This window comes from Nocardioides panacihumi (assembly GCF_039530925.1).
GTDB classification, from domain to species: domain Bacteria; phylum Actinomycetota; class Actinomycetes; order Propionibacteriales; family Nocardioidaceae; genus Nocardioides; species Nocardioides panacihumi.
Genome location: NZ_BAAAPB010000001.1, coordinates 511,527 through 538,427, shown reverse-complemented (window position 1 = coordinate 538,427; position 26,901 = coordinate 511,527). Strand labels below are relative to the sequence as shown.

The window sequence follows — 26,901 nt, the reverse complement described above, 5'->3', positions numbered from 1 at the left end:
CGCAAGGAGCGCTCCATGCCTGAAGCGGTCATCGTGGCCACTGCCCGTTCGCCGATCGGTCGAGCCGGCAAGGGCTCACTCAAGGACGTGCGGCCCGATGAGCTGACCGCCCAGATGGTCCAGGCGGTCCTCGGCAAGGTGCCGGAGCTCGACCCGCGGGACATCACCGATCTCATCCTGGGTTGTGGCCAGCCGGCCGGCGAGGCCGGCAACAACCTGGGCCGAGCGGTCGCCGTACTGTCCGGGATGGACCACCTGCCCGGTGTCACGGTGAACCGCTACTGCTCGAGCAGCCTGCAGACCACCCGGATGGCGTTCCACGCGATCAAGGCGGGTGAAGGTCATGCCTACATCTCGGCCGGGGTCGAGACCGTGAGCCGGTTCGTCAACGGGTTCGCCGACAACCCCGAGGCTCAGAACCCCCGCTTCGACGGCGCCCAGGCCGTCACGACCAAGCGCGCCGAAGGCTCCGCCGAGAAGTGGCAGGACCCCCGCGAGGCCGGGGAGCTGCCCGACCTCTACATCTCCATGGGCCAGACCGCCGAGAACGTCGCGCAGGTGCTCGGCATGTCCCGCCAGGAGCAGGACGAGTTCGGTGTCCGCAGCCAGAACCTCGCCTGTCAGCGGATCGAGGAGGGCTTCTGGGCGCGCGAGATCACGCCGGTCACGCTGCCTGACGGCACAGTGGTCTCCACCGACGACGGTCCGCGGCCGGGCACGACGATCGAGGCAGTGAGCCAGCTCAAGCCGGTGTTCCGTCCGGACGGCACCGTCACGGCGGGGAACGCCTGCCCGCTCAACGATGGGGCGGCCGCGCTGGTGATCATGAGCGACACCCGGGCGAAGAGCCTCGGCCTGACGCCGCTGGCGCGGATCCTGTCGACGGCGGTCACCGGGCTGTCTCCCGAGATCATGGGCCTGGGCCCGGTCGACGCCATCCCGGCCGCCCTGCGCAACCTCGGGATGAGCGTGAGCGACATCGACCTGTTCGAGATCAACGAGGCCTTCGCCGTACAGTCCCTCGGCTCGGCCCAGCAGCTCGGCATCCCCGTGGACAAGCTCAACGTCAACGGCGGTGCGATCGCGGTCGGCCACCCGTTCGGCATGACCGGCGCCCGGATCACCGCGACGCTGATCAACTCGCTGCAGTGGCACGACAAGCAGTTCGGCGTGGAGTCGATGTGTGTCGGCGGAGGCCAGGGGATGGCCATGGTCATCGAGCGACTGAGCTGATGTCTGCCGACACCGCCAGGCGGTTCGAGGGCCATACGGCGATCGTCACCGGGGCGAGTCGCGGCATCGGACTCGGCATCGCCGAGCGGCTGGTCGCCGACGGTGCGAGGGTCGTCATCACGGCACGCAAGAAGGAGGCGCTGGACGCGGCCGTCACCCACCTCATCGAGCTGGCAGGCGGCGAGCGCGTCGCCATCGCGGTCGCCGGGAAGGCGGACGACACCGACCATCAGGCGGAGACGGTCCGTACGGCGATCGAGACCTTCGGCAGCATCGACCTCCTGGTGAACAACACCGGCATCAACCCGGTGTACGGCCCGCTGGTGGACCTCGACCTGGATGCGGCACGCAAGGTCGTCGAGGTCAACTGCGTCGCAGCCGTGTCGTGGGTCCAGCAGGTGCACCGCGCCTGGATGGCCGAGCACGGCGGTGCGATCGTCAACGTCTCCTCGCTGTCCAGCGTCCGGACCGCGCCGAACATCGGCTTCTACGGCGCCTCCAAGGCGATGCTCAACTCGCTCACCGAGCTGCTCGCCGTCGAGCTGGGCCCGAAGGTCCGGGTCAACGGCGTCGCTCCGGCAGTGGTCAAGACGCGGTTCGCCGCCGCTCTCTACGAAGGTCACGAGGAGCAGGCCGCGCAGGCATACCCGCTCAAGAGGCTCGGCGACCCGGACGACGTCGCCGGTGTCGTCGCCTTCCTGCTGTCCCCGGACGCCGCATGGCTCACCGGTCAGACGGTGCTCATCGACGGTGGAGTCAGCCTGACCGCCGGCGACTGACCTCCCCGATCCTCACTCCCGAACCTCCCCGACAGGAAGATCAGATGACCCACTCCCGCATTGCCATCGTCACCGGCGCCGCACGCGGCATCGGAGCCGGCGTGGCCGAGCGCCTCGCCGCCGACGGGTTCGCCGTCGCGGTCCTCGACCTCGATGAGACCGCCTGCAAGGACGTCGTCGCACGGATCGAGGAAGCGGGCGGACGCGCCCTGGCAGTCGGCGTCGACGTCGCCGACGAGGCCGCGGTGCAGGCCGCGGTCGACCGGATCGCCACGGAGCTCGGCGACCCGACCGTCCTGGTCAACAACGCTGGCATCATCCGCGACAACCTGCTCTTCAAGATGTCGGCCGACGAGTGGGATGCGGTCATCAACGTGCATCTTCGGGGTGCCTTCCTCATGACGAAGGCGGTCCAGGGCTACATGACGAAGGCCGGCTGGGGACGGATCGTGAACCTGTCCAGCACCTCGGCGCTCGGCAACCGCGGGCAGGCCAACTACTCCGCCGCCAAGGCGGGCGTGCAGGGGTTCACCAAGACGCTCGCGATCGAGCTCGGCAAGTACGGCGTCACGGCGAACGCCATCGCCCCAGGCTTCATCGAGACCGAGATGACCATGGCCACCGCAGAGCGCATGGGTGTCCCGTTCGAGGACTTCAAGGCGTTCGTCGTCAAGGAGATCCCGGTCGGCCGTGGCGGCCTGCCCGCCGACATCGCCCATGCGGCCTCGTTCTTCGCGAGCGAGGGCGCGGGCTTCGTGTCGGGTCAGGTGCTCTACGTCGCGGGCGGACCGAAGGCATGAGGACGTTCGACGGCATCCCTGCACTCGAGGCCGCGGTCGGCGAGCACCTCGGCTACTCCGACTGGCACACCATCACCCAGGAGCAGATCGACACCTTCGCCAAGGGCACCGGGGACTTCCAGTGGATCCACATCGACCCGGCCGAGGCGGCGAAAGGCCCGTTCGGAACGACGATCGCCCACGGCTACCTCACCCTGGCCCTGGTGCCCATGCTCGTCTGGCAGGTGTACGACGTGCAGGGCATCAAGATGGGCGTCAACTACGGTGCCGACAAGCTGCGCTTCCCGTCGCCGGTCCCCGTGAACTCCCGAGTCCGGGCCGGTGTCGAGCTCCTCGAGGTGGCAGCCGGAGGCCATGGCTACCAGGTCATCACGCGGGTGACCATCGAGCGCGAAGGTGGCGACAAGCCCGCCTGTGTCGTCGACACCGTCAGCATCCTGGTGCCGTGAGGCCTGCTGTGGAGCCGTCCTTGCCGGGGCTCGACCTTGACCGGCTCAGCCCATGGCTGGCCGCCGCCCTCCCGGGGGGCGGGACGGAGCTCTCGGCCGAGCTGCTGGCCGGCGGCAAGTCCAACCTCACCTACGCCGTCACGGACGGGACGAGCACCTGGATCCTGAGGCGGCCGCCGTTGGGGCACGTGCTCGCGACGGCCCACGACATGGCTCGCGAGTATCGCGTCATGGCCGCTCTGCAGGACACCGACGTGCCTGTGCCGGCGACCCTTGCGTTCTGCGACGACAGTGACGTCCTCGGAGCCCCGTTCTACGTCATGGAGCGGGTGGAGGGTCGCCCGTACCGACACTCGGCCGAGCTCGAGCCTCTCGGCGCGGAGCGGACCCGCCGGATCTCCGAGGCGCTGGTCGACACCCTGGCCGCACTGCATGCGGTCGACCCGGTCACGGTCGGCCTCGCCGACTTCGGCCGCCCTGAGGGCTTCCTCGGACGTCAGGTCCGGCTGTGGAAGAAGCAGATGGACGCGTCGTACACCCGCGACCTCCCCGCCGCCGAGGAGCTGCACCGATTGCTCGCGGCCGATGTCCCGGCGGAGTCCGCGACCGGCATCGTCCACGGCGACTTCCGGCTCGACAACATCCTCACCGACGAGCAGGACCGACCCGCCGCCGTCATCGACTGGGAGATGGCGACGCTGGGAGACCCGCTCACCGACCTCGCGCTGATGTGTGTCTACGGGCGACTCGGCGAGCAGGTCAAGGGGAGCTCGGTCGTCGACGTCGCTTCCGCGCCCGGCTTCCTCAGCGAGGACGAGATCATCAGTCGCTACGCCTCCAGGAGCGATCGCGAGCTGTCTCGGTTCGGCTTCTACCTCGGGCTCGCGTCGTACAAGCTCGCCGCGATCCTCGAGGGGATCCACTACCGCCACCTCCACGGACAGACCGTAGGAGCAGGCTTCGAAGGGGTCGGCGAGGTCATCCACCCGCTCCTCGATGCAGGGCTGACCGCACTCAAGGAGAGCTACTGATGGACTTCGGCTTCGACCAGAGGACCGAGGAGCTGCGCGAGACGCTCCTCGACTTCATGGAGACGCACGTCTACCCGGCCGAGCCGGTCTTCCACCATCAGCTCGCCAGCCTCCCCGACCCGTGGGCCTGGGACTCGGCGCCGGTGGTTCAAGAGCTCCGTGACGCAGCGCGCGGACGTGGCCTGTGGAACCTCTTCCTTCCCGGTGAGGAGGGTGCTGGTCTCACGAACCTGCAGTACGCCCCGCTTGCAGAGATCTCCGGACGCAGCCTCCACCTCGCGCCGCCGGCGATGAACTGCGCCGCACCCGACACGGGCAACATCGAGGTGCTGCACATGTTCGGCACCGAGGCGCAGAAGAAGGAGTGGCTCGAGCCGCTGCTCGAGGGCGAGATCCGGTCGGCGTTCGCGATGACCGAGCCCGACGTGGCCTCCTCCGATGCGACGAACATCCAGCTCAGCATCGTCCGAGACGGTGACGACTACGTCCTCAACGGCCGCAAGTGGTGGATCACCGGTGCGATGAACCCCAACTGCCAGATCTTCATCGTGATGGGGAAGACCGACCCCGCGGCCGAGCGGCACCGGCAGCAGTCGATGATCCTCGTCCCGCGCGACACCCCCGGCCTCGAGGTCGTTCGCGGCATGCACGTCCTGGGCTACGACGACCACGAGCACGGCGGCCACGCCGAGCTGCGCTTCAGCGACGTCCGCGTGCCCGCGTCGAGCCTCATCGGCGAGGAGGGTGGCGGCTTCGCCATGGCCCAGGCGCGGTTGGGTCCGGGCCGGATCCACCACTGCATGCGTGCGATCGGCACCGCCGAGCGGGCGATCGAGCTGATGTGCGCCCGCGTCGACGAGCGAGTCGCCTTCGGGAGGCAGCTCTCCGAGCAGGGCGTGATCCGCGACTGGATCGCGGAGTCCCGGGTCAGGCTCGAGCAGCTGAGACTCCTCGTCCTGAAGACCGCGTGGCTCATGGACACCGTGGGCAACAAAGGCGCCCACACCGAGATCCAGGCGATCAAGATCTCCACGCCATCGACGGTCCAGTGGATCCTCGACAAGGCGGTCCAAGCGCACGGGGCAGGTGGGTTGTCGCAGGACTTCCCACTTGCGAGCATGTTCGCCGGCGTCCGGACCCTCAGGCTGGTCGATGGTCCCGACGAGGTCCACAAGAACGCGTTGGCGAAGGCGGAGATCGCTCGCCAGCGCAGCACCAGGGAGGCGCGATGACCATCGACGAGATCCGGGGGAGGGTGGCCGACTTCCTGGCGACCCACGATCCGAGCACGACAGGCAGGCTGGAGTTCCTCCGTGCCCGGTACGACGCCGGCCTGGCCTGGGTGCGCTTCCCGGTCGGGCACGGCGGCCTCGGCGTCGACCAGACGTTGCAGCCTGAGGTCGACCGGCTGTTCGCCGAGGCAGGCGCGCCGGACAACGACCCCTCCTCGAACGGCATCGGCCTCGGCATGGCCGCGCCGACGATCCTGACCTACGGGACCGAGGAGCAGAAGGAACGTTTCCTCAAGCCGCTGTGGACCGGGGAGGAGAAGTGGTGCCAGCTCTTCAGCGAGCCCGGCGCCGGCTCCGACCTCGCCAACGTCAGCACGCGTGCCGTGCGCGACGGCGACGAATGGGTCGTCAACGGGCAGAAGGTGTGGACCTCGATCGCGCACCTGGCCCGCTTCGCCATTCTCGTCGCGCGCACCGACCCGGACGCGGTCAAGCACGGTGGGCTCACCTACTTCCTCTGCGACATGGCCGACCCCGGGGTCGAGGTGCGGCCGCTGCGCCAGATCACGGGGGAGGCCGAGTTCAACGAGGTCTTCCTCACCAACGTGCGCATCCCCGACAGCCAGCGGCTCGGTGCCGTGGGCGAGGGATGGCGGGTCGCCAACACCACGCTCAACAACGAGCGCGTCTCGATCGGCAGGGGCGGCCAGCGCGAGGCGGGGATGATCGGCCGCGTCGCCCGGACGTGGCGCGAGAACCCGAGCCGCCGTACGCCCGAGCTGGCCGATCGCCTGTTGCGGCTGTGGGTCGAGTCGGAGGCCGCCCGAGTGACCGGCGTCCGGCTCGCGCAGAAGCTGGCGTCGGGTCAGCCCGGGCCCGAGGGCTCGGTGATGAAGCTCCTGTTCGCGCGCAACGCCCAGCGGCTCTCCGGCCTGGAGCTCGAGCTCCTCGCCGAGGACGGCCTCCGCTTCTCGGACTGGACCATGGTCAGGCCCGAGAGCGTGACGTTCACTGGCCGCGACGCGGGCTACCGCTACCTGCGCGCGAAGGGGAACTCCATCGAGGGTGGCACCGACGAGATCATCCGCAACATCGTCTCCGAGCGTGTCCTCGGACTGCCCGCAGAGCCGCGCACCGACAAGGACCGCCCCTGGAAGGAGATCGCCAAGTGAGCACCGCACCCGACCTCGACCTGCTTCCCACCGACATCGAGGACGACCTCAGGACGACGGTCCGCGACCTCCTCGCCGACCGATGCCCCGTCGGTGCAGTCACCGCGATGTACGACGGCGATCGCTCGGTCGTCGCGCCACTCTGGAAGGCGTTCGCCGTCGAGCTCGGCCTGTCGGGACTGCTCGTGCCCGAGGCGCTCGGCGGTGCCGGCGCATCGGCGATCGAGGCGGCCGCGGTGTTGGAGGAGCTCGGCCGGACGTGCGCGCCCGTGCCCTTCCTGACCAGCTCGGTCATCGCCACGACCACCCTCCTCGGTTCCGACCACGACGCGGCACGCGCGGCACTCGGCGACCTGGCATCCGGCGAGCGGACCGCTGCCCTCGTCGTACCGCTCTCCACAGGGCCGGACGGGGACCTTCCATGCGTGACCGCAACGGACGACGGCCGGCTGACCGGCACCGCCCGCAGCGTCGGCGGAGCCCTCGAGGCCGACCTGCTCGTCGTGCCTGCCGCCACGCAGGACGGCCTGGGGCTGTACCTCGTCGAGCAGAACGCCGCCTGGGTCGAGCCGGTCACCTCGCTCGACATGGCCCGCCAGGTCGCAGACGTGAGTCTCGACGGGGCCGCGGGCCAACTGATCAATGGCGACGCCGAAGCCGTCGTACGCGCAGCGCTTCTGACAGGTGCGGGGCTGCTCGCCTCAGAGCAGGTCGGCGTCGCGCGCTGGTGCCTCGAGGAGACCGTCGCCTACCTCAAGGTCCGCCGGCAGTTCGGTCGGGTGGTGGGCGGCTTCCAGGCGATCAAGCACCGCCTCGCGGACTTGTACGCGGAAGTGGAGTGCGCGTCCGCGACAGCCCGGTACGCGGCCGCTGCGCTCGCGGCGCGCGAGGATGTGCCGATCGCGACCCGAGTCGCCGCCGCCTATTGCAGCGACGTGGCGGTGCATGCCGCCGAAGAGGCCGTGCAGTTGCACGGCGGCATCGGGATGACGTGGGAGCACCCGACGCACCTCTATCTCAAGAAGGCCAAGGCCGACCAGATCGCTCTGGGCACCCCCGGAGCACACCGAGCTGCTCTTGCCTCGCTGGTCGATCTCACCGTCGATGCGGCGGATGTCCGGGTCGTCTGACCACGACTCTCGACAAAGAGGCCCGGGCCAACGGCCCGGGCCTCTTCGCGTCATCTCCTGGACGCCATGCGCGGCTCAGACCTCGAGGCCGGCGATCCGAGCGCACTCCGGGCAAGCGAGCTTGCGGTTGGTCCGCTGGAAGTCGAGCGTCCAGAAGTAGGTCCACGTCATCGCAAGTCGTCCGCACAGTGTCTGGTGGCTTCCGACCGTGCGACCGTGCCAGGTGCCGAACGGTTGGCGCGCGTACTGGCTTCCTCTCGGCGCGGGCACGCTGTGAGGGGCGGTGACGACGAACGTCGGCCAGTGCAGGGTCTCGGGCGGCAGCTGCGGTCGCGTCCGTCGCCGGTACGGCTTGGTGTTGCCTGGTGTGCTCATGGTGACTCGGTTCCTTCTGCGGAGTGGAGATCCTTGGTGCGCGACGCGGTGCGCCGCGCGGCATGTTCGGGTGACGGCGCTCCGTGGCGGGGCGCCGACAGCTGGACGGACGTGCGTCGCTTGAAGCGTCGGTAGAGCCGACGACTGCTGGGGTCGATCGTGCGTGCCATCTCGAGCGCCCATCGACGCCAGGGCCGGTCGCCAGCGATGTCCTCAGGGACGTCGATCGACACGGTGGCGGGCATGCCCTGCTGGCCGATGTCGATGCGGGCGGTCAGGCCGGCCGCTCGAAGCAGATGGGCCAGGACACCGGCGTGGGCGAGCGTGCTCACTCCCACGGTCAGGCAGTCGTCGGGCGGTCCGTACAGCTCGCGGCGACCGACGACGGGACGGGCCGTGTCGCTGGACGCCCTGTCTGCCACGGAACGGGAATCTGCCAGGCAATGGGGGAAGGACGGGTCTGGCCCGGTGGACGGCACCCGCGTGGGGGATTCCCGGCCGACGAGCGCGGGATCCAGCGCGTTCCTCATCGTGACGCCAGAAGGAGATCCGCTTCGGCGCGCAGGACGTTGGCGGCGTTTCGGTGGCCGAGGGCGGACAGAGGGCAGGAGGCCCAGTACGGCGCGCCGGCGCGTTCGTCGGCTGCGAGCTCGTCCTCCCTGCGGGCAAGGTCTAGAAGCACCGCGCGAAGCCTGCCGCTGATGATGGTGTCAGAAGAAGTGGTCGTCATGGTCGTGTCGCTTTCGGGGAGTGCCGTGGTGAACCATGGGCACGAGTCAAGATCGATCAGACCCGTGCGGCGACCGCAGAACTACGCGTGTGCGTACCTGTTGAGGTGTGACACGTACTACCCAGTCGGGTGTTTCGCGTCCCCTCAGACCGCCCGCGTGGGATGTTCGGACCTAGCGTCCGGGACATGCAGCATGCGGCAGCGACAGACAGTCGAGCGGGACACGGTCAGGGTGCGGCCGACCGACGGGAAGGCGAGCCTGGCGCGGCTCGCTCGCTGGGCGACGCCGTCGCCCGATGGGGCCTGCTCCTCTTCAAGCAGCCGGACCTGGTGTGCGTGGGTGATCTGATCGGCCGACGGTGAGCGATCGTCCTCGGCGGTCCGCAAATAGTCCGCAAAAAGTCCGCGCTACCCCGGCGGCGTCCAACGCAACCGCCACCGATCGTTGAAGCGTTGGTGCAGGTCAGGGTCGGTTTTCGTAAGAATCCAACGACAACCGTCAACGACCGGAACGCCGCCCCCGACTTCCCCTGGTACTACTAGATCCTCCTATCTGCCCAGGTCAGATGACTGTTCGGACGTCGGGGTGACCACCACCATCCGGTGTCGATGTCGTGCGAGCAAGTGCTACCCGACCTTCACACCGATCGGACCCGCGCTCGTGCTCCTGGACGCCGACGAGCTCAAACGGCTCGGCGACCTGCATCTGCGCACCTGGGTCAACGGCGAGCTCCGGCAGGACGCGACGGTCGACGACGACATGATCTACTGCCCACGCGAAGCCCTGCAGGCGCTGAGCAGGTTCCAGCCGCTTGAACCAGGGCGGTGCCATTCGGGGTGCCGGTCAACAGCAGGTCGCCACGAAGAGTGCGAGGCCGAGCGTCGAGCAGCCCTGCCTGAGTGGGCCAGCACCGCGCCCACGCCGGCCATCGGAGATCGGCCGCCGATCAGCAGGCTGAGCAGTCTGAAGCTCGGACGCCCACCCCGAACGCACCGCAGACCCGGGGCCGGGCGCCGGTCAGACCGACGCTCGGGCACCCGGGCCTGCGGGGAGCTGGTGCTGCGTGATCAGCTCTTCGGCAGCGGGATGCTCCAGATCCCTCGGCCGTGCGTAGCCGCGTAGACGTTGCCGTCAGCGGCGAGCTCGACGTCCATCACGGTCGTGTACGGCAGGTTGCCGCCGAGCCGCGACCAGGTCGTCGCCCCGGCAGCCCGGTAGAAGACGCCGAGGTCCGAGCCGACCACCAGCGCGCCGTCCTTGGTCTCCTTGACCGAATTGGTCGGCACGTCCGGCAGGTTCGCAGAGACGTCGGTCCACGTGACCCCGCCGTCCGTCGTCTCGAAGACGTGGCCGATCCCGGCGCCCGGGCCCTCGGTGAAGCGGCGGCTGAAGCCGTTCATCGCGAGGAACGCGTGCTTGGGGTTGGCCGGGTCGATGCCGATGCCGCCGATGTACCGGTTCGGCACCGACGCCGGGAGCGTCACCGCCTGCCAGCTGCCGGAGGCGTTGGTGGCCAGTCCGCGCGCGAAGCCGTTGTTGTTGCACGGCCCGCACCAGCCGACGTACCCGACGCCCTTGTCCATCGCCACCGCGGTGGCCGAGTGGCCCGCGCCGAGGTCGAAGGACTTCGCCCACTCCGAGCGGGAGCGGATCTTGAACCCGTTGCCCTGGGTCCAGACGTACTGACCTGCTGCGATCCACTTCGACGCATCGGAGCGGTCGATGTCGAACGGTGCGATGAACCGCGGCAGCGGGTCGGCCGGGCCGACCCGCCATGAGGTCGCCGTGTCCGTGGTGACCGCACCGGGGTTCTGGGCGCAGTTCTCGGTCACCGACATCGCCAGGCCGGTGTACTCCTGGACCTGGCGGCAGCCGTCGGCCGGGTCGGCCGCTGCGTCGCCACCGTCGCCACCGAAGGGCGAGCCCATCTCGGTGTCCTTGTTGGTGCCGTTCGGCTGGACGCCGCGCAGGTTCGTGGTGCCGTTGTCCTGTGCGCCGCCCGAGACGATGAGTCCGCCCTTGTCCTTGTCCGCACCCCAGGCCACGGAGTAGTACTGCAGCGAGTCCATGCTCCCGTCGCGGGTCAGCGACTTCCAGTCCGTCGCGTGGCCCTCGCCGTCGGCCTTCCCGTCGACGGGCCGGCTGTAGATGCCGCCGTCGTTGCCGGCGAAGAACGTCGGAACGCCGTTCACGGTGCCGATCGCCGATGCGTGCTGGTCGGAGTGCGTCGTGGTCGAGCAGGTGTTCTTCGCGTTGCTGATGTCCCAGCAGCCGAAGTAGAAGTTCCAGTACGGACCGGGGGTCGTCCAGCTGGCGCCGCCGTTCTTGGTCTCGTAGACCTCCTCGAGCCCTGCGTAGAGGTGCTGCGGGTTCGTCGGGTCGACGGTGAGGAACTGGTTGTACCAGGCCTGGATGCCGGGACCGTAGCCCTTGCCGCCGACCGACTGCTTGAGCGCCGAGCCGGAGGACGCGAGCTTCGTCGAGGTGGCGACCTTCGTCCACGGTCCGTTCACCGAGCCGCTGTTCGAGACGTAGATGCCGTCGAGGTAGCTGTTCACCGTGCCGGATGCCTTGTTCAGCAGCTTGGGCGACTGGTTGATGGCGTACAGCTTCGAGGAGTCGGCCGCCCAGGCGAACGTCACGTAGCCGATGTCGTCGGCCGGCATCGCACCCGTCGGGTTGATCTTCGTCCACGACGCGCCGGCGTCCTTGGACTCGTAGAACCCGTTGTAGGTGTCACCGCTGCGCCAGCCGATCGCCGCGATCACGTGCTTGCTGTTCGTCGGGTCGACCGCGATGTCGTTGACGATGTTCTTGTAGGCCGCGTTGGTCGCGCCGCACGTCGTGTTGCCGGTGCAGGCCGAGCCGCGCGGGACGATGACGTTGCCGGCGTCGTCCTTGATGAGCGGCATGTAGGCCATGTTCGGCGCGTAGTGGAAGGTCCAGGCGCCCGACGCGGTGTTGTCCGCGTGCGACCAGACGCCGCGGTTCGTGGCGGCCCAGACACGCCCGCCGCCGAACCGGATCCGACCGATGGTGGTGGAGTCGAGCTCCTGGCCGCCGACCCGGTCGGCCGGCGTGAACTCGCCCGTCCGCGGGTTCGTGAGGCGGTAGACGCCTGCACCGGCGTACGCCGTGCCGCCGGTGTTGGCCTCGCCGGTGGCGTACCAGAGCGAGCCGTCCTTGGCCAGCGTCAGGTCACCGGACGAGATGCTCGGCAGCTGGTCACTGATCGGCACCCAGTGACCGCCGCCGCTGGTCGAGCGCCACACGCCGCCGTCCGCCGAGGCCGCGTAGACGGCACCGTTGTTGTCGGCCGCGATGCCGGTGATCCGGCCCGAGACGAAGCCGGAGCCGCCGCTGGAGTTGGAGTAGTAGTCGCGGTAGCGCGGGTCGTCGCTGTTGTAGGGCACCTTCGTGACATCGGCCCAGCTGCCGCCTGAGATCGGCAGGTTCTTGATCTGGTTGAACGCGGCCGTGTAGGCGCCGGAGTCGACGACGCCCGGCGCGGTGCGCGCCTCGGCGAACTGCTCGCCGATCGTGGCCGACTCCTTGGACTCCTTGGCTGCCTCGTCCGGGTCGGTGCCAGCGATCATCATGTACTTCTCGAGGGCGTTCTGGGGCATGGCCTTCAGGCCGGCCGCAGCCGCTGCCTCGCGCTCGCGCTCCGCGTCGGAGTCGGACTTGTGGCCGACTCCGGAGCAGGCGGCCGTGAGCGTGAGGCTGGTGACGGCGAGGACACCGATCAACCCTCGGCGCAGTGAAGCAGGATGCATGGGGACTCCCATCCCGGTAAAGGATATTTCTGGAGGGAACCTACGTGAGTAAAGTCTCCTGCGCCATCACCCTTCGAGCGCAGAATCTTGACTGTGGACGGGCCAGTTGGCCCGTTCTTGCGCGCGCCGGATCAAACGACAGCGCCAGCAACTGTCAGAGACGTGTCGCGGGCCGGTCAGCGGTGATCGCGGAAGAAGTCCCGCATGTCGATGGCGACGAGGTTGGGGACCTCCCACTCCAGGAAGTGTCCGCCGACGGGGATCTCGGTCCAGTGCGTCACGTTGTAGGACCTCTCGGCCCATGAGCGCGGTGTCGGGAACATGTCGCGAGCGGACATCGCCATCCCGGTGGGCACCTCGACCCGACCGTAGGCTGCGGTCGTCGAGTTCGCCGCCTCGTAGTAGAGCCGCATCGACGATCCGATCGTCTCCGTCACCCAGTAGAGGGTCAGGTTGGTGAGCAGGTCGTCGCGGGAGTAGACGCTCTCCAGGTCACCGCGGCAGTCGCTCCAGGCGTTGAACTTCTCCAGGATCCACGCGGCGAGGCCGGCCGGCGAGTCGTTGAGGGCGAAGGCCAGGGTCTGCGGCTTCGTGGACTGTTCCATCGCGTACGCCATCTCGCGGACGTTCCAGTCCTGGGCCTGGGCCACGAACTCACGCTCGTCGTCGGTGAGGTCGGCGGGGATCGGGCCGAGGTACGGATTGGTCCCGGAGAGATGGAGTGCTCGCAGACGATCCGGATGCCCGAGTGCGAGCTGCTGCAGGACGCCGGCGCCCAGGTCGCTGCCGCGGGCCGCGAACGTGTCGTAGCCGAGCGCCGTCATCACCTCCAGCACCGCCTCGGCGATCCGCCGCAGGTCCCACCCAGGTGCGGTGGGTCGAGAGGAGAAGCCGTAGCCGGGCAGCGAGAGCGCCACCACGTCGAAGGCGTCCTCTGCGTCGGCGCCGTGTCGGGACGGGTGGGTGAGGAGGGGCAGGAGCGGGAGCATCTGGACGAACGAGCTGGGCCATCCGTGCAGCAGCGCGACCGGTAGGGCGCCGTCGATCTCGCCCTTCTCGTGCACCACGTGGACGACCGCGCCCTCGGGGTCGCCGACGTCGACGAGGAGGTGGCGGAACGCGTTGAGCCGGTTCTGCGCGGCCGGCCAGTCGTAGTCCGTCGCCCAGTGGTCGACGACGTCGCGCAGGTAGTCCGCATCGGTGCCTCGGCTCCACCCGCTGCCCGGGATCTGGTCCGGCCATCTGGTCAGACGAAGCCGCTGGCGGAGGTCGTCGACGACCGCTGCCGGTACGTCGACCGTGAAGTCGTGGACAGGCATCGATGCTCCTTCCCGCTCGCGGATGTCGTCACGTTCGCGAGGTCTCGTTGAGGGTGCCCCTCACGTGTTCGGAGCCGGCGGGGTTCTTGGATGGGTGGCTGGGCCACCAGAACCGCTCACCGATGACGGTGACGAGCGCGGGCACGAGGAGGCTGCGCACGACGAGGGTGTCGAGGAGGACGCCGATACCGACCACGACGCCGATCTGGGTCAGGGTCACGACGGGAAGGACGCCGAGGACGGTGAAGACGGCGGCGAGCAGGATGCCGGCACTGGTGATGACGCCTCCGGTGACGGCCAGGGCGACGGCGATCGCGCGCGGCGTCGGCACGTGCCGTGCCTCCTCCCGGGCGCGGGTGCTCAGGAAGATGTTGTAGTCGACCCCGAGCGCGACCAGGAACAAGAAGGTCAGGAGCGGGACGCCGCGGTCGAAGGCGGGGAATCCGAGCAGGTCGTGCGAGACCCACCAGCCGGCGCCGAGCGCGGCGGCGTAGGTGGCGACGACGGTGGCGACGAGCACCACCGCAGCCACGACCGAGCGCAACAGGAGCAGGAGCACGAGGAGTACGACGGCCAGGATGGCGGGGATCACGAGCCGCTGGTCATGCCTCGCCGTGGCGCGCGCATCCACGTCCTCGGCGTCAGGCCCGCCGACCAGGGCATCGGCCGGGAGCCGTTCGCGGAGTCGTTCGACGGTGGCAGCGGCGTCGTCGGAGCCGCGGGGTGCCGTCAGGACCACGTCCAGCTGTGTCATCCCGCCGGACGCCGGGCCAGGCCTGACTGACGCGACGCCTTCGACGTCGGCTGCAGCGGCCGTCACCTCGTCGGCGCGATCGCTCGGGGTGACCACGACGGTGGGCTCGGCGGCGCCGGCGGGGAACGCGCGCGCGAGGGCCTGCTGACCGGTCACCGCCTCAGGGGTCTCGCGGAACTGCTCGTCCTGGCTCAGCCCGACGTGGAAGCCGGGTAGCAGCAGGACGAGTCCGCCGATGACGATCCCGCTGGCGATCAGCACGCGCCAGGGCCGCCGGCCGACCTCGCGGGCGATGCGCGCCCACAGGCCGTCGCCGGAGGGGTCCGGCTGACCGACCTTGGGCACGAAGGGCCAGAACAGCCCACGGCCGCCGATGACGAGGGCGACAGGCAGGAGCGTCAGTGCCGCGACGACGGCCGTCGCGATCCCCAGAGCGCCGGCGTAGCCGAGGGCGCGGTTGAAGGGGTCATCGGCCAGCGACAACGTCAGCAGCGCCAGGACGACCGTGGAGGAGCTGGCGATGATCGCCGGACCAGCCCGGTGCAGAGCAGCCGACATCGCTCGTCGACGACTGTCGTGGCGGCGGAGCTCCTCCCGGTAGCGAGCGATGAGGAGGAGGGCGTAGTTGGTCCCGGCACCGAACACCAGGACCGAGGTGATGCCGGTGATCGCATCGTCCACCTGGAAGCCGAACGCCTCGGTCGCCCAGCCGAGCAATCGGACCGACACCTGGTCGGCCAGCCCGACCACGAGCAGCGGCACGAGCCACAGGGCCGGGCTGCGGTAGGTCAGGAGCAGCAGCGCGGCGACGACGCCTGCCGTCGTGAGCAGCAGGGTCGCGTTGGCGCCGTTGAAGACAGCCGACAGATCCACCTCGTACGCCGGGGCACCGGTGACCTGGGCGCGCAGCCCGTCGGGGAGGTCGGCTCTGGCGACCTTCCTGAGCTCGGTGACGGAGTCGGAGAGGTCGTCTGCTCCCAGTCGAAGGGGCACCGAGACCAGCGCTGCGCTGCCGTCCGGTGCGGTGACCGCGGGGCTGCCGCCGGGCAGGCCGATGGCTTGGAGTGCTGCCGTCCGCTCGTCGATGAGCTGGCGATCGGCCGGTGTCAGGGCCTGGCCACCGCGGTCAAAGACCACGACGGCCGGCGCGACGTCGCTGTCGGCCGCACGTGCCTGCGCCAGGGCGACCTGTGTGGACTCGGCTCCGGTCGGCAACGAGCTCGCCGGTGTGTCGGCCACGCGGGGCGCCGGGGCGAGCGCGAGGGAGAGCGATGCGAGCACAGCGCCCAGGATGAGCACGAGCGCCGCTCCCCGAGGTGAGACGATGGCGGACCACAGGCGGTACCCGGAAGTATTACTATCGTCGAACAGTTCCACCGTCGAAAGAGTAGGTGTCCTACGTCCGAGCGACAAGACCAGCCCCCAGGCGAGGTGGCAGGTCGGCCCGGGCAGCAGTCGCTGTCCACCGAGGCGCAGGTCATCAGGGCCTTGCGCTCGTACACGCGCGCGATGGACAGCTACGTGCAAGCCATGGGCCGTGGGCACGAGCTGCATCGCACCGACCTGTCCGCCTTGGCCGTGGTCATGGACGCGACGAGCCGGGGCGAGCAGGTCACGCCCCGCAATCTCGCCCGCGCTGTACGGATCAGCCCGTCCGCGATGAGCGCCCTCCTCGACCGCCTCGAGCAGGCCGGGCACCTGACCCGACGACCTCACCCGGACGACCGGCGCTCGATCGTCGTCGACATCACCGACTCCGCCCTGGCGACCGGCGGCGCGATCTTCGGCCCGGTCGGCCGTGCGACCGCGGCCGTGATGGGCCAGTACTCCGAGGAGCAGCTTCAGCTCGTCGCCCGGTTCCTCGACCAGGTCGCCGAGGTGACCGAGCAGCTGGCCGCCGATCCGTCGGCGCCGCCTTCGCGCTGAGCCCGGCGAGCCCGCCGCCAAGCGCTTCCGCACGAGGGACGGCCGTGGTCGGCGTACTCCTCGCGACGAGACACCAGGGGCAACAGCGCCGCTGCTCGACGTTCAACGGCTCGGCGACCCATCCGATGTCCTGCACCGCTCCGAACACACGACGTACTCCGAGCACGTGGCAGGAGGGCTGCGCGCTCGTCACCGTCAAGTGGAGGGGCAACACGATGAACCACCGTCACACCCACGCTCACAAGGCCAGGCTCGGCATGGTCGCCGCCGTCACGGCCACCCTCGTCGGCGCCGGCCTCGGAGCCTCGCTGGAGGCGAACCCTGCTCAGGCCGCGGGGGCCTCGGGCCACGGGCTCGGTCACCGCAGCCTCGCGCAGGTGCTCGCGGCGGACAAGGGCTTCGACCGCAACTGGAGCGACTTCGACATCCTGGACAAGGCCGTCACCACCGTCCTGGCGGCCAAACCCGACAGCCCCGTCAAGGTGCTCACGCAGGGTCGCACCAGGCTGACAGCGTTCATCCCCACCGATCGCGCCTTCCGCCGGCTGGTGCACGACCTGACGGGCCGCGCGCCCCACACCGAGCGTGGCACGTTCCGGGCGATCACCCGTGTCGCCGACGTCGACACGATCGAGGCGATCCTGCTCTACCACGTCGTGCCCGGGCAGACGCTTCCCGCGAGCAAGGTGGTCAAGCTCGACGGCGCATCCGTCACCACTGCCGGCGGAGGCCAGATCACCGTGCGGATCCACGGCGCGAACGTCAGGCTCGTGGACCAGGATCCCAACGCCCGCAACGCCCGGGTCGTGGCCGTCGACATCAACAAGGGCAACCGCCAGATCGCGCACGCGATCAACCGGGTGCTCCGGCCGATCGACCTCTGAGTCCGTCTCGGATCGCGCCGTCTGCGACCACGGTCCACCACGCGCGTGGACCGTGGTCGCACTGCGTGAGGCAGCAGGAGCTGCGCGAGCGGCGGCGCCGAAGAGCCGTGTTCCACCAGCCGTACGTTCGGGCTGACGGGACGAAGATCGCCCTGCTCTAGGGCCAAAGGACTCTGGGCCCGCGGTGTGACCACGGTCACGCTGGGATGCATCCGGACGCCGCCAGGCGCCCCTCGGATCGGGGGTCGGGATGCCAGTCATCGCTGCATTCCCCGCGTGGGCGATCGCCGCGTCGGGGCACTATCTCCACTCGGGCGTGATCAGCGTCAGCGTCACGAACCTGCTCATCGTCGTCGCCATGCTCGTGCTGTTCGGCCTCGCCCTGGTCCTGCCGTTCCCCCGGCCCCGCACGACGGTGCACCCGACCGTCGGACCGACCGAGGACGACGCACCATGACCGCCGTGCCGCGCGTGGTCGCGACACCCGACGACGCCAGCTGGACCGTCCGCCTCCGCAGGCGGATCGGAGGGCTGGTGCCCGCGGGCGAGGCCCTTCCCGACAGCCAGCCGTCGTACGTCTCGTCGTGGATCTACGTGTTCGGCGTGCTCACGCTGGCGGCCCTCACGGTGGTGGTCGGATCCGGCATCGTGCTCACCATCGGCGGCTCGGCCTGGTGGCACGTGTCGTCGGTGGGCCACTTCGTGAACTCGCTCCACCTGTGGAGCGTGGAGCTGTTCTTCATGTTCATGGTGATCCACCTGTGGGGGAAGTTCTGGATGGCCGCCTGGCGCGGCCGGCGCACGATGACCTGGGTCACCGGCGTCGTCGCGTTCGTCACCTCGATCGGCACGGCGTTCACGGGCTACCTGTCGCAGTCCAACTTCGACTCCCAGTGGATCGGCGCCGAGGGCAAGGACGGCGTCAACGCGATCGGCGTCGGAGCCTTCTTCAACGTGCTCAACCCCGGACAGATGCTGCTCTGGCACGTGGTGCTGCTGCCCCTCGTGGTCGGCGCCCTGACCGTCATCCACATCGTGCTGGTCCGGCGCCACGGCGTCGTACCGCCCATCGACGCCACTGGGGGTGACTGACGTGACCACGACCCAGCGTCCGCGCACCCCCGACTCGCACGCCTTCTCCAAGCGGCCGTACGACCTGGTCAAGGAGTTCGTCATCGCGCTCGGCGTCGTCAGTCTCCTGACCGTCGGGCTGGCCGTGATCTTCTCCTCGCCTGACGAGCCCGCGATCACCATGTCCGGCTGGGCCAAGGCGGACCCGGCCGACGTGGTCGCCACGGCCACGGGCGAGCTGGCGGGCACCACGACCAGCGCGACGTACGGGCCGCCGTACAACCACAACGCCGACGGTCAGAGCGTCCTGGGGATCCCCCTGCAGAAGCTCGGCGGTGTCCGGATCCCGGTCGACAGCGCCGCGCTCGTCCTGCAGCCGCTCGCCGACCAGGTCGGCAGCCCGGCCGTGACCGGTGCCCTCGCGCGGTGGCGGGCGGCGGCATCGAGCCAGCGCACGGCCTGGGCGACCGCGTACGCCGACGCCCTGGCCAAGGCTCCCGGCGGGGACCCCGCCCAGGTGCCCGCCGGCGACTACGGACCCGTGCCGAACCTGACGGCCGCGTTCCTCGACGTGGCTCGGTCGGGCTACCTCGAAGGATCACTGACCTCGTCCGGCAACTTCTACGGCGGCGACCAGACCAGGAGCCTGCTCCTGCTCTCCGATGGCGCCTACCTCGAGGACCGCGCCGTCGCCCAGCAGCTCGGCGGCGACCAGTGGGGCATGATGAACGAGACCGGCAACTACCCCGGCCAGCCCTGGATGTGGCTGTACACGTTCTGGTACCAGGTCAAGCCGTTCTCCACGTCCGAGAACGCCGACGCCCAGGTCTGGGCGCTGATGATGCTGCTGACGCTCGCGCTGATGCTCCTGCCGCTCATCCCCGGCCTGCGCGACATCCCACGCTGGATCCCGCTGCACAGGCTGATCTGGCGCGACTACTACCGGACCCACCCACGGCTGTAGCCCGGCCGATCGCCGAGCACAGCCGCGGTCGGCGGCCCCTTCGTCAGCTCGCGTCGGCCAGGAGTGCGACGAGGCGGGTCGCCAGGTCCCCCGACGAGCCGGGGTTCTGGCCGGTGATCAGGTTGCCGTCGACGACGACGTGGGAGGCCCACGGCTCGCCCACGGTGACCTCGATGCCGAGGTCCCGGAGCCGGTCCTCGAGCAGCCAGGCGGCCTTGTCGGCGAGGCCGCCCTGGGCCTCCTCCGCGTTGGAGAAGGCGGTGATGCGGCGGCCGGCGAAGGTGGGCTTGCCGTCCTCGCGCACGGCGGCGAGCAGGGCGGCGGGTGCGTGGCACACGACGCCGAGTGGCTTGCCGGAGTCGAGCGCCTCGGTCAGGAGCCTGCCGGAGACCGGATCGACCGCGAGGTCCTCCATGGGTCCGTGGCCGCCGGGGTAGAACACGGCGTCGTACTCCGACAACCGCACGTCCTCGAGCTTCTGCGGGCTCTTCAGGCCCGCGATCGCGTCCAGGGCAGGGCGGACGTCGACACCGTCGTTGTTCTCCGGCGCGAGGCTCCCGCCGTCCGCGACGGGCACCACACCACCCGGCGTCGCGAACTGCACCTCGTGGCCGGCGCCCGTGATGGTGCGGTACGGCGTCAGCAGCTCCTCGGCCCAGTAGCCGGTCGGGTGCTGGGTGCCGTCCTTGAGGGTCCAGTGGGTTGCCCCGGTGACGACGAACAGGATCTTCGACATGGTTGCTCCTTCGTGTCTTGAACGCGTGTCTTGAACGGTGCCCGCAGCCGGGCACCTTGGGCCAACAGCGATCCGACCCGCGTGCTTCCCCGTGGCGCTCCGCTACCCGATGACCAGCCGATCGACACGGTCTACGGTCACCCACGACGCGTGCCACGGGGACGTTGCTCGCGTGATCGGGGCGCCGCGCACCGCGATCTGCAGCGCATACCCCCTGAGGGTCTGTGTCATTCGCCCGGCTCCAGGGGTCTTTGGGCCCTGTGGACCTTGAACCCTCGACGCCTAGCGTTGAAGTTGCCGGCGAGCCAAGAGAGGTGAGTCCCGTGCGGAAGCTGGTCATCCTCGGTGCCGGAACGGCGGGAACGATGATCGCCAACAAGCTGCGACGCCGCCTGGACCGCCACGACTGGGCCGTGACCGTCGTCGACCGCGACGACCAGCACCACTATCAGCCGGGCTACCTGTTCGTGCCGTTCGGCGGGTACTCCCGCGAGCAGGTGGTCAGGTCGCGGCACGCCTTCCTGCCCGATGGCGTGGACTTCGTCGTCGGCTCGATCGACAGGATCGAACCGGCGGAGAACGTCGTGCACCTCGAGGGCGGTCGCCGCCTTCCCTACGACCAGCTGGTCATCGCCACGGGGACGACGCCGCGGCCCGACCAGACGCCGGGCATGCTCGGCTCGGAGTGGCGGCGCAGCATCTTCGACTTCTACACCCTCGAGGGTGCCGAGGCACTCGCGGAGGCGCTGAGGCGGTTCGAGGGCGGCAGGTTGGTCGTGCACATCACCGAGATGCCGATCAAGTGCCCTGTGGCGCCCCTGGAGTTCACCTTCCTCGCCGAGGCGTGGCTGCGTGAGCGCGGGCTGCGGGATCGGGTCGAGCTGGTCTACGTGACACCGCTGGACGGGGCGTTCACCAAGCCGGTGGCCTCCGCCCACCTCGGTGGGATGCTCGAGGAGCGCAAGGTGCACGTGGAGACCGACTTCATGGTCGAGCGGATCGACGACGATCGGAAGACCCTCGTCTCGTATGACGAGCGCGAGGTCCCGTTCGACCTGCTGGTCACGGTCCCGTTGAACATGGGCGGCGACTTCGTCGCCCGGTCGGGTCTGGGGGACGAGCTCAACTACGTGCCCGTGGACATGCACACGCAGCTCTCGACGGCGTACGACAACATCTTCGCCATCGGTGACGCCAGCGACATCCCCGCGTCCAAGGCGGGCTCGGTCGCGCACTTCTCGGTGGAGATCTTCGTCGACAACTTCCTGCAGCATGTCGCCGGCCGCCCGATGACCCGGGCCTTCGACGGGCACGCCAACTGCTTCGTGGAGTCCGGTGACGACAAGGCGCTGCTGATCGACTTCAACTACGACACCGAGCCCCTGACGGGCAAGTACCCGCTCCCCGTGGTCGGCCCGATGGACCTGTTGAAGGAGACCCGGGCGAACCATCTCGGGAAGCTCGCGTTCCGTTGGATCTACTGGAACGTCCTGCTCCCTGGTCGCCCCGTCCCTCTGCCGGCCCTGATGTCGATGGCCGGCAAGCACGTTGCCCCGACCGAATCCGACAAGGAGGCCTGAGATGCCCACCACCGTGATCGACAGCCACGAGGTCCACGTCGACGACGAGGGGTTCATGACGCAGTACGACGAGTGGACCGAGGGCCTGGGCGGGGCGCTCGCAGCCCAGATCGGCATCGAGATGACCGATGAGCACTGGGAGGCGATCCGCTTCCTCCGGAGCGACTTCGCCGCGCACGGTGAGACCGCGACGCTGCGCCGAGTGGCGACGGTCGGGGGCATCCCGACCAAGCAGCTGTTCACGCTCTTCCCGAAGAAGCCGGCCAAGAAGATGGCCTACATCGCCGGGCTTCCCAAGCCCCGCGGTTGCGTGTGAGACAGGAGACCGACATGACCACCGACACCGCACCCATCGTCCCCTCGTTCGACGACGACGGCGAGACCGGGCGCAAGCTCGCGATCATCTGCTCCAAGGGCAACCTGGACATGGCCTATCCCGGGCTGATCCTGGCCAACGCCGCCCTCGGTGAAGGCGTGGAGACCCACCTGTTCTTCACCTTCTGGGGCTTCGACATGATCAACAAGAAGACCATGGACGACCTGAAGTTCACGATGCTCGGCAACACCGCCACGCACATGCCCCAAGGGCTCGGCGGTGTCCCCGGGATGACGGCGATGGCGACCCACCAGATGAAGAAGTCGATCGCCGAGGCCGGGGTGCCCGAGGTGCCGGAGTTCCTCCAGCAGATCGTCGACTCCGGCGGCCACCTCTGGGCCTGCCGGATGTCGGCCGACATGCAGCATCTCGAGGAGGACGATCTCTTCGACGAGGTCGAGGCGATCATCAGTGCCTCGGACTTCATCGAGAAGACCGAGGGTGCCCAGCTGCTCTTCATCTAGTCACGCGTGCGTGACGATCGGGGCCTCAGGGTCCGTCGTCGGCGGAATCGGATCACGTGAGCGTCCGCCCAGGACGTCTACACTTCCCGGAGGCAGCGGAGTAGTGGCTCCCGGGCGTGCGCGGCTCGCCGCCGGTGCCGACGTGTCGAGGTTGCCGCGGCCGGGTCCCTTGGTGGCCACTCGACCGAAGTAGTGCCGAGGGGGCCGATGTGACGTGAGCGCCGCAGGCGGTAGCACTCCGCGCCCCCGACAGCCCGCCGGCCGGACCCAGCTGGTCGTCGACGTGCTGCTCGTCATCGCACTCGGATGGGTGCAGGGTCACCGCGCGGGCGGAGCTCGCGCAAGCGGTCGCGGCCACCGGTCACGGACGATCCGGCGTCATGGTCATCGACGGCCTGCGCCCCGCCCGTGGAGCTGACATCCCCGTCGGCACGTTCACCGAGCCCGACGGCACGGTCACCTCCGGCGTCGCCTGGCAGGACCGTCCCGCCGCCGTGGGCGATCGGAAGGACGGCGTACGCGTCGGCCATCGGGCCTGGGATCGTGACGTGCGCGTGGGGGCCTGGGACGTCCTCGTCTTCGGAGCGGTCGTCGGGCTGTTCGTGTGGCGGGTGGGTGCGCTGCGGCGTACGTGGCGATCGCGGGTCCCTGCCGGCTCCTGACCTGTGGACCGGCCCGACCGACGGATCGAGCACGTCGCGACGATGGAGAGCTCCGCGGTCAGCGTGCTCCTCCTCGGTCGCGGGATTCGGCCTGCAACGCTTTCGTGGTGGCCGGACATGTGGGCGGAGAAGAGTTCCTACTGGAAGGTGCACCATGAAGATCAAGACCCGTGCAGGGGCGGCGTTCCTGGCGCTCGTGCTGGCCGCCGTCGTGGCTCCGCTGACCGCGGCCGGCGCCCCGGCAGCGGAGACGCCGTCGAGGACTCGCCTGGTGATTCGCGTGGACGGCTGTTCCTCCTGCACGCTCAACCTCGCCCGGGCCTTCTCCGGAACGAACATCTACTGGCGATCGCGTGGCAAGAAGGTCGGCTCGGACGGCAAGGTGGTGTTCTACGTGCCCACCAAGCGGACGCGTGGTCTGTCGTTCGAGCTCGCCGTCCCGTGGCAGGACTTCACCGACGCCGTGCTCAACGTGGTCACCAGGGATGTGGGCCAGGCCGCCGGTGAGTCGTGGAGCGCGGGCCAGGCGAAGGCGGCCACCCATGCATTCGGCTGCTGGGCAGGCACCAACCGGGAGACGGCGCGGTTGCACTTCCACGTCGCCGAGTTCGCCTTCAACGACGGGAAGTCGACGGGAGCGGTGGCGTGGGCGTCGCCCGGCCTGAAGAGCCTGAAGCCCGAGGTGCGGACCTGGCACGGCAGCCTGGGCAATCAGGAGATCTTCTACTGCTCCTGACCGGATCCCTTTACTCTGCGCGTGTGGGGGACAGATGACTCTCGGCCGTGAGGAGACCTTCCGCGGGGTGTACGCCGATCACTTCGATGCCGTGCTCGGCTACGCCCTGCGGCGCACCGACCGTCCGGAGGATGCCGCCGACGTCACCGCAGAGACCTTCCTCGTGGTGTGGCGCCGGCTGGCGCACATGCCCGGGGGAGACGAGACGAGGCCGTGGCTGTACGGCGTGGCACGGCGGGTGCTGGCCAACCATCGGCGAGGCAACCTGCGACGTACCAACCTCGCCCAGCGGCTGCGCCAGGAGCTGGCGACGGTGGTGCCGGACACGAGCGACGACCTGGTGCAGCGCGCGGACGTGACCGCGGCGATGCAGCGCCTCAGCGGCCGGGACCAGGAGGTGCTCGAGCTGCACCTGTGGGAGGGGCTCGAGCCACGGGAGATCGCCGAGGTCCTCGGCCTGACGACGCTGGTCGTGCGCCCACGCCTGTCCCGCGCTCGCGCGCGGCTGCGCGACCTGCTCGGCACCGAACCTCCATCACCCGCACATCAGCACGCCAGACCGACTCACCTCAGTCGGGAGGTCCGCCCATGAATCTCCTTCTCACCGACGACGCCGTCGCGGCGCTACCTCTCCACGGCGGACGCGCCGCGCTCCTCGAGGAGATCGTCGGCACTCCGGTGAGTGCCGGCGACCCAGGACCCGTGCGCCCGGGCGGCACCCGCCCGCGCGACTCTCGTCGTTGGCTGGCCCCGCTGGCCGCGGCCGCGGCCGTGGGCGCCCTCGTCATGGGGTCGGCACTGCGGGTCGCGACGCTCCGCGACGACCCCCACCCCCGGCCGCCGGCGGCCGCGACCCCCCGGGCCGGCGGCTTCCACGCCGTCCTGGACGCCGACGGCTGGACGCTCACCGGTGCCTACCAGGACTCGCGGAGCGGGATGGGCGAGGTCGGCTATCGCAACGGCAGCGCGACACTGTCGATCGACTGGTATCCCGCTTCGGACTACGCCCAGCGGTATGACAGCCGTCGCCGGATGACCCACCCACCATCCGACGGCCGTCCTGTCGAGGTCCTCGGTCTTCCCGGCCGCATGTGGTCCTACACCGCGGACGACCACACCGTGCTGCGCCCGGTGCAGGACGGCCACTTCCTCGAGATCCGCGGCAGCGGGACAAGCACGCAGGCGTTCATCGACGTCCTGTCCCGGCTGCGGCTGGTCGACGCGGCCGGCTTCGACGCCTCACTGCCGAAGAGCTTCGTGACCGACGCCGAGCGCAACTCCAAGGTCGACGCTCTGCTCGACGGCATCGGCAGGTATGCGCAGCCCCTCCTTCCGGCCGGAGTGAGCCGAGATTCGATCACCTCCGAGCAGTCCGACCCCGTGCACGTCGGCTCCGATGTGATCAACCAGGTGACGTGCGCGTGGCTGGCCCAGTACGCCGACGCGCGCCGGACCGGTGACCAGTCGCGTGCCGAGGAGGCCGTCGCGGTCATGAAGACATCCCGGCAGTGGCCGGTGCTCACGCAGCTGAAGGACGCCAGCGACGTGCCGGAGTGGGTGTGGGCGGTCACCGACGAGATGTCGGCCGGTCAGATCCCTCAAGGCTGGCGGCCGACCTGCAGCGGGTATCTGCCCTAGCCCCACGGCTTCAGCTGCTCGGTGATCCGGCCGGTCCTCCGAGCTCCTCGGCGCGCTCGGGGATCACCCAAGTCGGGGGAGCCACGGCGCCGGCAGCGCCACGAGCGTCGTGACCGACGGATCGAGCACGTCACGACCCCCGGGAGTCATCAGCATGAACGACGAGATCCTGCCCTCCTGGCGCGCGGGCGCCGCGCGCGACGCGGTGCTGGCCTTCCTCGATGCGGCCGCCTCCGTGCCCGCCGAGCGACGGGTCGCGTGCTTCGACAACGACGGGACGCTGTGGTGCGAGCGACCGACGTACGTCCAGTTCGACTTCTTCGTCGACGCACTCAAGGGGGCCGTGCGGGCCGACCCGGCGCTCGCGGCGAAGCCGGAGTTCGCGGCGCTGATCTCCCACGACGAGGCGGCCATCGGCGAGATCGGGCTCGAACGGATCGTCACCGCGCTGTCCGGGCTCTTCGAGGGCCGGTCGCCCGAGGAGTTCACCGCGCAGGCCCGGGAGTTCATGGCCAGGTCCGACCACGCGACGCTCGGCCGGCCGACGCGGACCGTCACCTACCTCCCGATGCTCGAGCTGATGGCCGAGCTGCGGCGACGCGACTTCACGGTCTGCCTGGTCACCGGCGGCGGGACCGAGTTCGTCCGGGCGATCAGCGAGGACCTGTACGGCGTACCGCCCCAGTGCGTCGTCGGGAGCCTGATCGCCTACGAGTTCGTCCCGGCGTCCGACGGGGTCGGCCCGCACCTGCGGCGCACGAACGAGCTCGCCGGTGACGCCAACGAGGGCGCGGTCAAGGTCTCCAACATCCAGGCCCAGCTGGGCCGGCGGCCGATCCTGGCCGCCGGCAACTCGGGCGGTGACCGCGAGATGCTCGAGTGGGTGGCGGGCGGCGACGGTCCGACCCTGGCGCTGCTCGTCGACCACGACGACGCGGACCGGGAGTTCGCGTACGTCGGCACGGCCGTCACCTTCTCCGAGCCCGAGCCCATCGCCGACGTCGCCGCGCGGTCGGGCTGGACCGTGGTCAGCATGGCGCGGGACTGGGAGAGCGTCTTCCCCTCCCTGCCCTGATTTCCACC

At 69.7% G+C, this 26,901-nt stretch carries 28 protein-coding genes; 22 read left to right on the top strand and 6 right to left on the bottom strand.

The window, feature by feature from the left end:
* The first annotated feature begins 15 nt into the window (after window positions 1-15).
* Genes ABD205_RS02585 through ABD205_RS02550 form a run of 8 tightly spaced genes read left to right on the top strand, consistent with a single transcriptional unit; the run spans window position 16 to window position 7,826 of the window.
* The gene (locus ABD205_RS02585) at window positions 16-1,233 is read left to right on the top strand and encodes an acetyl-CoA C-acetyltransferase (protein WP_344042097.1); all 1,218 of its coding nucleotides are present in this window, start codon (window positions 16-18) and stop codon (window positions 1,231-1,233) included.
* Window positions 1,233-2,012, top strand: a complete 780-nt coding sequence (locus tag ABD205_RS02580) for an SDR family oxidoreductase (RefSeq protein WP_344042095.1) — start codon at window positions 1,233-1,235, stop codon at window positions 2,010-2,012. Before ABD205_RS02585 ends, ABD205_RS02580 begins: the two co-directional genes overlap by 1 nt.
* 44 nt (window positions 2,013-2,056) lie before the next feature.
* Window positions 2,057-2,812, top strand: coding sequence for a 3-oxoacyl-ACP reductase FabG (gene fabG / locus ABD205_RS02575; protein WP_344042093.1), 756 nt, complete (start codon window positions 2,057-2,059; stop codon window positions 2,810-2,812).
* A complete protein-coding gene (locus tag ABD205_RS02570; protein WP_344042091.1) occupies window positions 2,809-3,261 on the top strand; it encodes a MaoC family dehydratase in 453 nt (150 codons plus the stop codon). The genes fabG and ABD205_RS02570 overlap by 4 nt, the downstream gene beginning before the upstream one ends.
* On the top strand, window positions 3,258-4,292 hold the full coding sequence (locus ABD205_RS02565) for a phosphotransferase family protein (RefSeq protein ID WP_344042089.1): 1,035 nt from the start codon (window positions 3,258-3,260) through the stop codon (window positions 4,290-4,292). The genes ABD205_RS02570 and ABD205_RS02565 overlap by 4 nt, the downstream gene beginning before the upstream one ends.
* Window positions 4,292-5,524, top strand: coding sequence for an acyl-CoA dehydrogenase family protein (locus ABD205_RS02560; RefSeq protein ID WP_344042087.1), 1,233 nt, complete (start codon window positions 4,292-4,294; stop codon window positions 5,522-5,524). The genes ABD205_RS02565 and ABD205_RS02560 overlap by 1 nt, the downstream gene beginning before the upstream one ends.
* On the top strand, window positions 5,521-6,696 hold the full coding sequence (locus tag ABD205_RS02555; protein WP_344042085.1) for an acyl-CoA dehydrogenase family protein: 1,176 nt from the start codon (window positions 5,521-5,523) through the stop codon (window positions 6,694-6,696). Before ABD205_RS02560 ends, ABD205_RS02555 begins: the two co-directional genes overlap by 4 nt.
* Entirely contained in the window at window positions 6,693-7,826 is a 1,134-nt protein-coding gene (locus tag ABD205_RS02550) for an acyl-CoA dehydrogenase family protein (RefSeq protein WP_344042083.1), read from the top strand. Before ABD205_RS02555 ends, ABD205_RS02550 begins: the two co-directional genes overlap by 4 nt.
* A gap of 75 nt (window positions 7,827-7,901) precedes the next feature.
* Here the strand turns inward: ABD205_RS02550 and ABD205_RS02545 are convergent, their stop codons facing one another.
* Both ABD205_RS02545 and ABD205_RS02540 read right to left on the bottom strand, forming a co-directional pair.
* Window positions 7,902-8,201: a hypothetical protein gene (locus tag ABD205_RS02545; RefSeq protein WP_344042081.1), complete on the bottom strand. Its 300-nt coding sequence runs from the start codon at window positions 8,199-8,201 to the stop codon at window positions 7,902-7,904.
* Entirely contained in the window at window positions 8,198-8,623 is a 426-nt protein-coding gene (locus ABD205_RS02540) for a hypothetical protein (RefSeq protein ID WP_344042079.1), read from the bottom strand. The genes ABD205_RS02545 and ABD205_RS02540 overlap by 4 nt, the downstream gene beginning before the upstream one ends.
* Before the next feature lie 894 nt (window positions 8,624-9,517).
* Between ABD205_RS02540 and ABD205_RS02535 the strand changes: the two genes are divergently transcribed.
* Window positions 9,518-10,054, top strand: coding sequence for a fumarylacetoacetate hydrolase family protein (locus ABD205_RS02535; protein WP_344042076.1), 537 nt, complete (start codon window positions 9,518-9,520; stop codon window positions 10,052-10,054).
* Here the strand turns inward: ABD205_RS02535 and ABD205_RS02530 are convergent.
* The 3 genes from ABD205_RS02530 to ABD205_RS02520 form a co-directional block, all read right to left on the bottom strand.
* The gene (locus ABD205_RS02530) at window positions 10,000-12,708 is read right to left on the bottom strand and encodes a sialidase family protein (RefSeq protein ID WP_344042074.1); all 2,709 of its coding nucleotides are present in this window, start codon (window positions 12,706-12,708) and stop codon (window positions 10,000-10,002) included. The two genes, ABD205_RS02535 and ABD205_RS02530, sit on opposite strands and share 55 nt — an antisense overlap.
* 176 nt (window positions 12,709-12,884) lie before the next feature.
* Window positions 12,885-14,027: an epoxide hydrolase family protein gene (locus ABD205_RS02525; protein WP_344042072.1), complete on the bottom strand. Its 1,143-nt coding sequence runs from the start codon at window positions 14,025-14,027 to the stop codon at window positions 12,885-12,887.
* A gap of 28 nt (window positions 14,028-14,055) precedes the next feature.
* Window positions 14,056-16,158 carry an MMPL family transporter gene (locus ABD205_RS02520; RefSeq protein WP_344042070.1) on the bottom strand — a complete coding sequence of 701 codons (2,103 nt, stop codon included), beginning with the start codon at window positions 16,156-16,158 and terminating at the stop codon, window positions 14,056-14,058.
* A 132-nt stretch (window positions 16,159-16,290) separates the two neighbouring features.
* Here ABD205_RS02520 and ABD205_RS02515 point away from each other — a divergent pair, with 132 nt between their 5' ends.
* The 5 genes from ABD205_RS02515 to ABD205_RS02495 all read left to right on the top strand — a co-directional run bounded on the left by ABD205_RS02515 (window position 16,291) and on the right by ABD205_RS02495 (window position 19,626).
* Window positions 16,291-16,707 (top strand): MarR family winged helix-turn-helix transcriptional regulator, encoded by a 417-nt coding sequence (locus ABD205_RS02515; RefSeq protein ID WP_344042068.1) that lies wholly within the window; start codon window positions 16,291-16,293, stop codon window positions 16,705-16,707.
* Window positions 16,708-16,922: 215 nt separating this feature from the next.
* Window positions 16,923-17,591, top strand: a complete 669-nt coding sequence (locus ABD205_RS02510) for a fasciclin domain-containing protein (RefSeq protein ID WP_344042066.1) — start codon at window positions 16,923-16,925, stop codon at window positions 17,589-17,591.
* 250 nt (window positions 17,592-17,841) lie between these two features.
* The gene (locus ABD205_RS02505) at window positions 17,842-18,048 is read left to right on the top strand and encodes a hypothetical protein (RefSeq protein WP_344042064.1); all 207 of its coding nucleotides are present in this window, start codon (window positions 17,842-17,844) and stop codon (window positions 18,046-18,048) included.
* Entirely contained in the window at window positions 18,045-18,683 is a 639-nt protein-coding gene (locus ABD205_RS02500) for a cytochrome b N-terminal domain-containing protein (RefSeq protein ID WP_344042062.1), read from the top strand. Before ABD205_RS02505 ends, ABD205_RS02500 begins: the two co-directional genes overlap by 4 nt.
* Window position 18,684: 1 nt before the next feature.
* On the top strand, window positions 18,685-19,626 hold the full coding sequence (locus tag ABD205_RS02495; protein ID WP_344042060.1) for a hypothetical protein: 942 nt from the start codon (window positions 18,685-18,687) through the stop codon (window positions 19,624-19,626).
* 43 nt (window positions 19,627-19,669) lie between these two features.
* Here ABD205_RS02495 and ABD205_RS02490 read toward each other — a convergent pair whose 3' ends face one another.
* The gene (locus ABD205_RS02490) at window positions 19,670-20,362 is read right to left on the bottom strand and encodes a type 1 glutamine amidotransferase domain-containing protein (RefSeq protein ID WP_344042058.1); all 693 of its coding nucleotides are present in this window, start codon (window positions 20,360-20,362) and stop codon (window positions 19,670-19,672) included.
* Between the two features lie 323 nt (window positions 20,363-20,685).
* Here ABD205_RS02490 and sqr point away from each other — a divergent pair, with 323 nt between their 5' ends.
* From sqr to ABD205_RS02450, 8 genes are all read left to right on the top strand, one after another.
* Window positions 20,686-21,942 (top strand): type III sulfide quinone reductase, selenoprotein subtype, encoded by a 1,257-nt coding sequence (gene sqr / locus ABD205_RS02485; RefSeq protein ID WP_344042056.1) that lies wholly within the window; start codon window positions 20,686-20,688, stop codon window positions 21,940-21,942.
* 1 nt (window position 21,943) lies between these two features.
* The gene (locus ABD205_RS02480) at window positions 21,944-22,258 is read left to right on the top strand and encodes a TusE/DsrC/DsvC family sulfur relay protein (RefSeq protein WP_344042054.1); all 315 of its coding nucleotides are present in this window, start codon (window positions 21,944-21,946) and stop codon (window positions 22,256-22,258) included.
* Between the two features lie 14 nt (window positions 22,259-22,272).
* Complete coding sequence (locus ABD205_RS02475; protein ID WP_344042053.1) at window positions 22,273-22,782, top strand: DsrE/DsrF/DrsH-like family protein; 510 nt, start codon at window positions 22,273-22,275, stop codon at window positions 22,780-22,782.
* A 380-nt stretch (window positions 22,783-23,162) separates the two neighbouring features.
* Window positions 23,163-23,444, top strand: a complete 282-nt coding sequence (locus ABD205_RS02470) for a hypothetical protein (RefSeq protein ID WP_344042051.1) — start codon at window positions 23,163-23,165, stop codon at window positions 23,442-23,444.
* Between the two features lie 154 nt (window positions 23,445-23,598).
* The gene (locus tag ABD205_RS02465; protein ID WP_344042049.1) at window positions 23,599-24,180 is read left to right on the top strand and encodes a hypothetical protein; all 582 of its coding nucleotides are present in this window, start codon (window positions 23,599-23,601) and stop codon (window positions 24,178-24,180) included.
* Window positions 24,181-24,214: 34 nt separating this feature from the next.
* Window positions 24,215-24,772, top strand: a complete 558-nt coding sequence (locus tag ABD205_RS02460) for an RNA polymerase sigma factor (RefSeq protein WP_344042047.1) — start codon at window positions 24,215-24,217, stop codon at window positions 24,770-24,772.
* On the top strand, window positions 24,769-25,818 hold the full coding sequence (locus ABD205_RS02455; RefSeq protein WP_344042045.1) for a hypothetical protein: 1,050 nt from the start codon (window positions 24,769-24,771) through the stop codon (window positions 25,816-25,818). Before ABD205_RS02460 ends, ABD205_RS02455 begins: the two co-directional genes overlap by 4 nt.
* A 154-nt stretch (window positions 25,819-25,972) precedes the next feature.
* Entirely contained in the window at window positions 25,973-26,893 is a 921-nt protein-coding gene (locus ABD205_RS02450; protein WP_344042043.1) for an HAD family hydrolase, read from the top strand.
* The last annotated feature ends 8 nt before the right edge of the window (window positions 26,894-26,901 follow it).

Excerpts from the sequence above, each read along its gene's own strand:
- ABD205_RS02510 (WP_344042066.1), top strand. The coding sequence starts at position 16,923 with ATGAACCACCGTCACACCCACGCTCACAAGGCCAGGCTCGGCATGGTC.
- ABD205_RS02570 (WP_344042091.1), top strand. The coding sequence starts at position 2,809 with ATGAGGACGTTCGACGGCATCCCTGCACTCGAGGCCGCGGTCGGCGAG.
- ABD205_RS02455 (WP_344042045.1), top strand. The coding sequence starts at position 24,769 with ATGAATCTCCTTCTCACCGACGACGCCGTCGCGGCGCTACCTCTCCAC.
- ABD205_RS02560 (WP_344042087.1), top strand. The coding sequence starts at position 4,292 with ATGGACTTCGGCTTCGACCAGAGGACCGAGGAGCTGCGCGAGACGCTC.
- ABD205_RS02530 (WP_344042074.1), bottom strand. The coding sequence starts at position 12,708 with ATGCATCCTGCTTCACTGCGCCGAGGGTTGATCGGTGTCCTCGCCGTC.
- ABD205_RS02585 (WP_344042097.1), top strand. The coding sequence starts at position 16 with ATGCCTGAAGCGGTCATCGTGGCCACTGCCCGTTCGCCGATCGGTCGA.
- ABD205_RS02505 (WP_344042064.1), top strand. The coding sequence starts at position 17,842 with ATGCCAGTCATCGCTGCATTCCCCGCGTGGGCGATCGCCGCGTCGGGG.
- ABD205_RS02500 (WP_344042062.1), top strand. The coding sequence starts at position 18,045 with ATGACCGCCGTGCCGCGCGTGGTCGCGACACCCGACGACGCCAGCTGG.
- ABD205_RS02460 (WP_344042047.1), top strand. The coding sequence starts at position 24,215 with ATGACTCTCGGCCGTGAGGAGACCTTCCGCGGGGTGTACGCCGATCAC.
- ABD205_RS02555 (WP_344042085.1), top strand. The coding sequence starts at position 5,521 with ATGACCATCGACGAGATCCGGGGGAGGGTGGCCGACTTCCTGGCGACC.
- ABD205_RS02475 (WP_344042053.1), top strand. The coding sequence starts at position 22,273 with ATGACCACCGACACCGCACCCATCGTCCCCTCGTTCGACGACGACGGC.
- ABD205_RS02470 (WP_344042051.1), top strand. The coding sequence starts at position 23,163 with ATGGTCATCGACGGCCTGCGCCCCGCCCGTGGAGCTGACATCCCCGTC.
- ABD205_RS02490 (WP_344042058.1), bottom strand. The coding sequence starts at position 20,362 with ATGTCGAAGATCCTGTTCGTCGTCACCGGGGCAACCCACTGGACCCTC.
- ABD205_RS02525 (WP_344042072.1), bottom strand. The coding sequence starts at position 14,027 with ATGCCTGTCCACGACTTCACGGTCGACGTACCGGCAGCGGTCGTCGAC.
- ABD205_RS02465 (WP_344042049.1), top strand. The coding sequence starts at position 23,599 with ATGAAGATCAAGACCCGTGCAGGGGCGGCGTTCCTGGCGCTCGTGCTG.
- ABD205_RS02545 (WP_344042081.1), bottom strand. The coding sequence starts at position 8,201 with ATGAGCACACCAGGCAACACCAAGCCGTACCGGCGACGGACGCGACCG.
- ABD205_RS02480 (WP_344042054.1), top strand. The coding sequence starts at position 21,944 with ATGCCCACCACCGTGATCGACAGCCACGAGGTCCACGTCGACGACGAG.
- fabG (WP_344042093.1), top strand. The coding sequence starts at position 2,057 with ATGACCCACTCCCGCATTGCCATCGTCACCGGCGCCGCACGCGGCATC.
- ABD205_RS02450 (WP_344042043.1), top strand. The coding sequence starts at position 25,973 with ATGAACGACGAGATCCTGCCCTCCTGGCGCGCGGGCGCCGCGCGCGAC.
- ABD205_RS02580 (WP_344042095.1), top strand. The coding sequence starts at position 1,233 with ATGTCTGCCGACACCGCCAGGCGGTTCGAGGGCCATACGGCGATCGTC.
- ABD205_RS02515 (WP_344042068.1), top strand. The coding sequence starts at position 16,291 with ATGGACAGCTACGTGCAAGCCATGGGCCGTGGGCACGAGCTGCATCGC.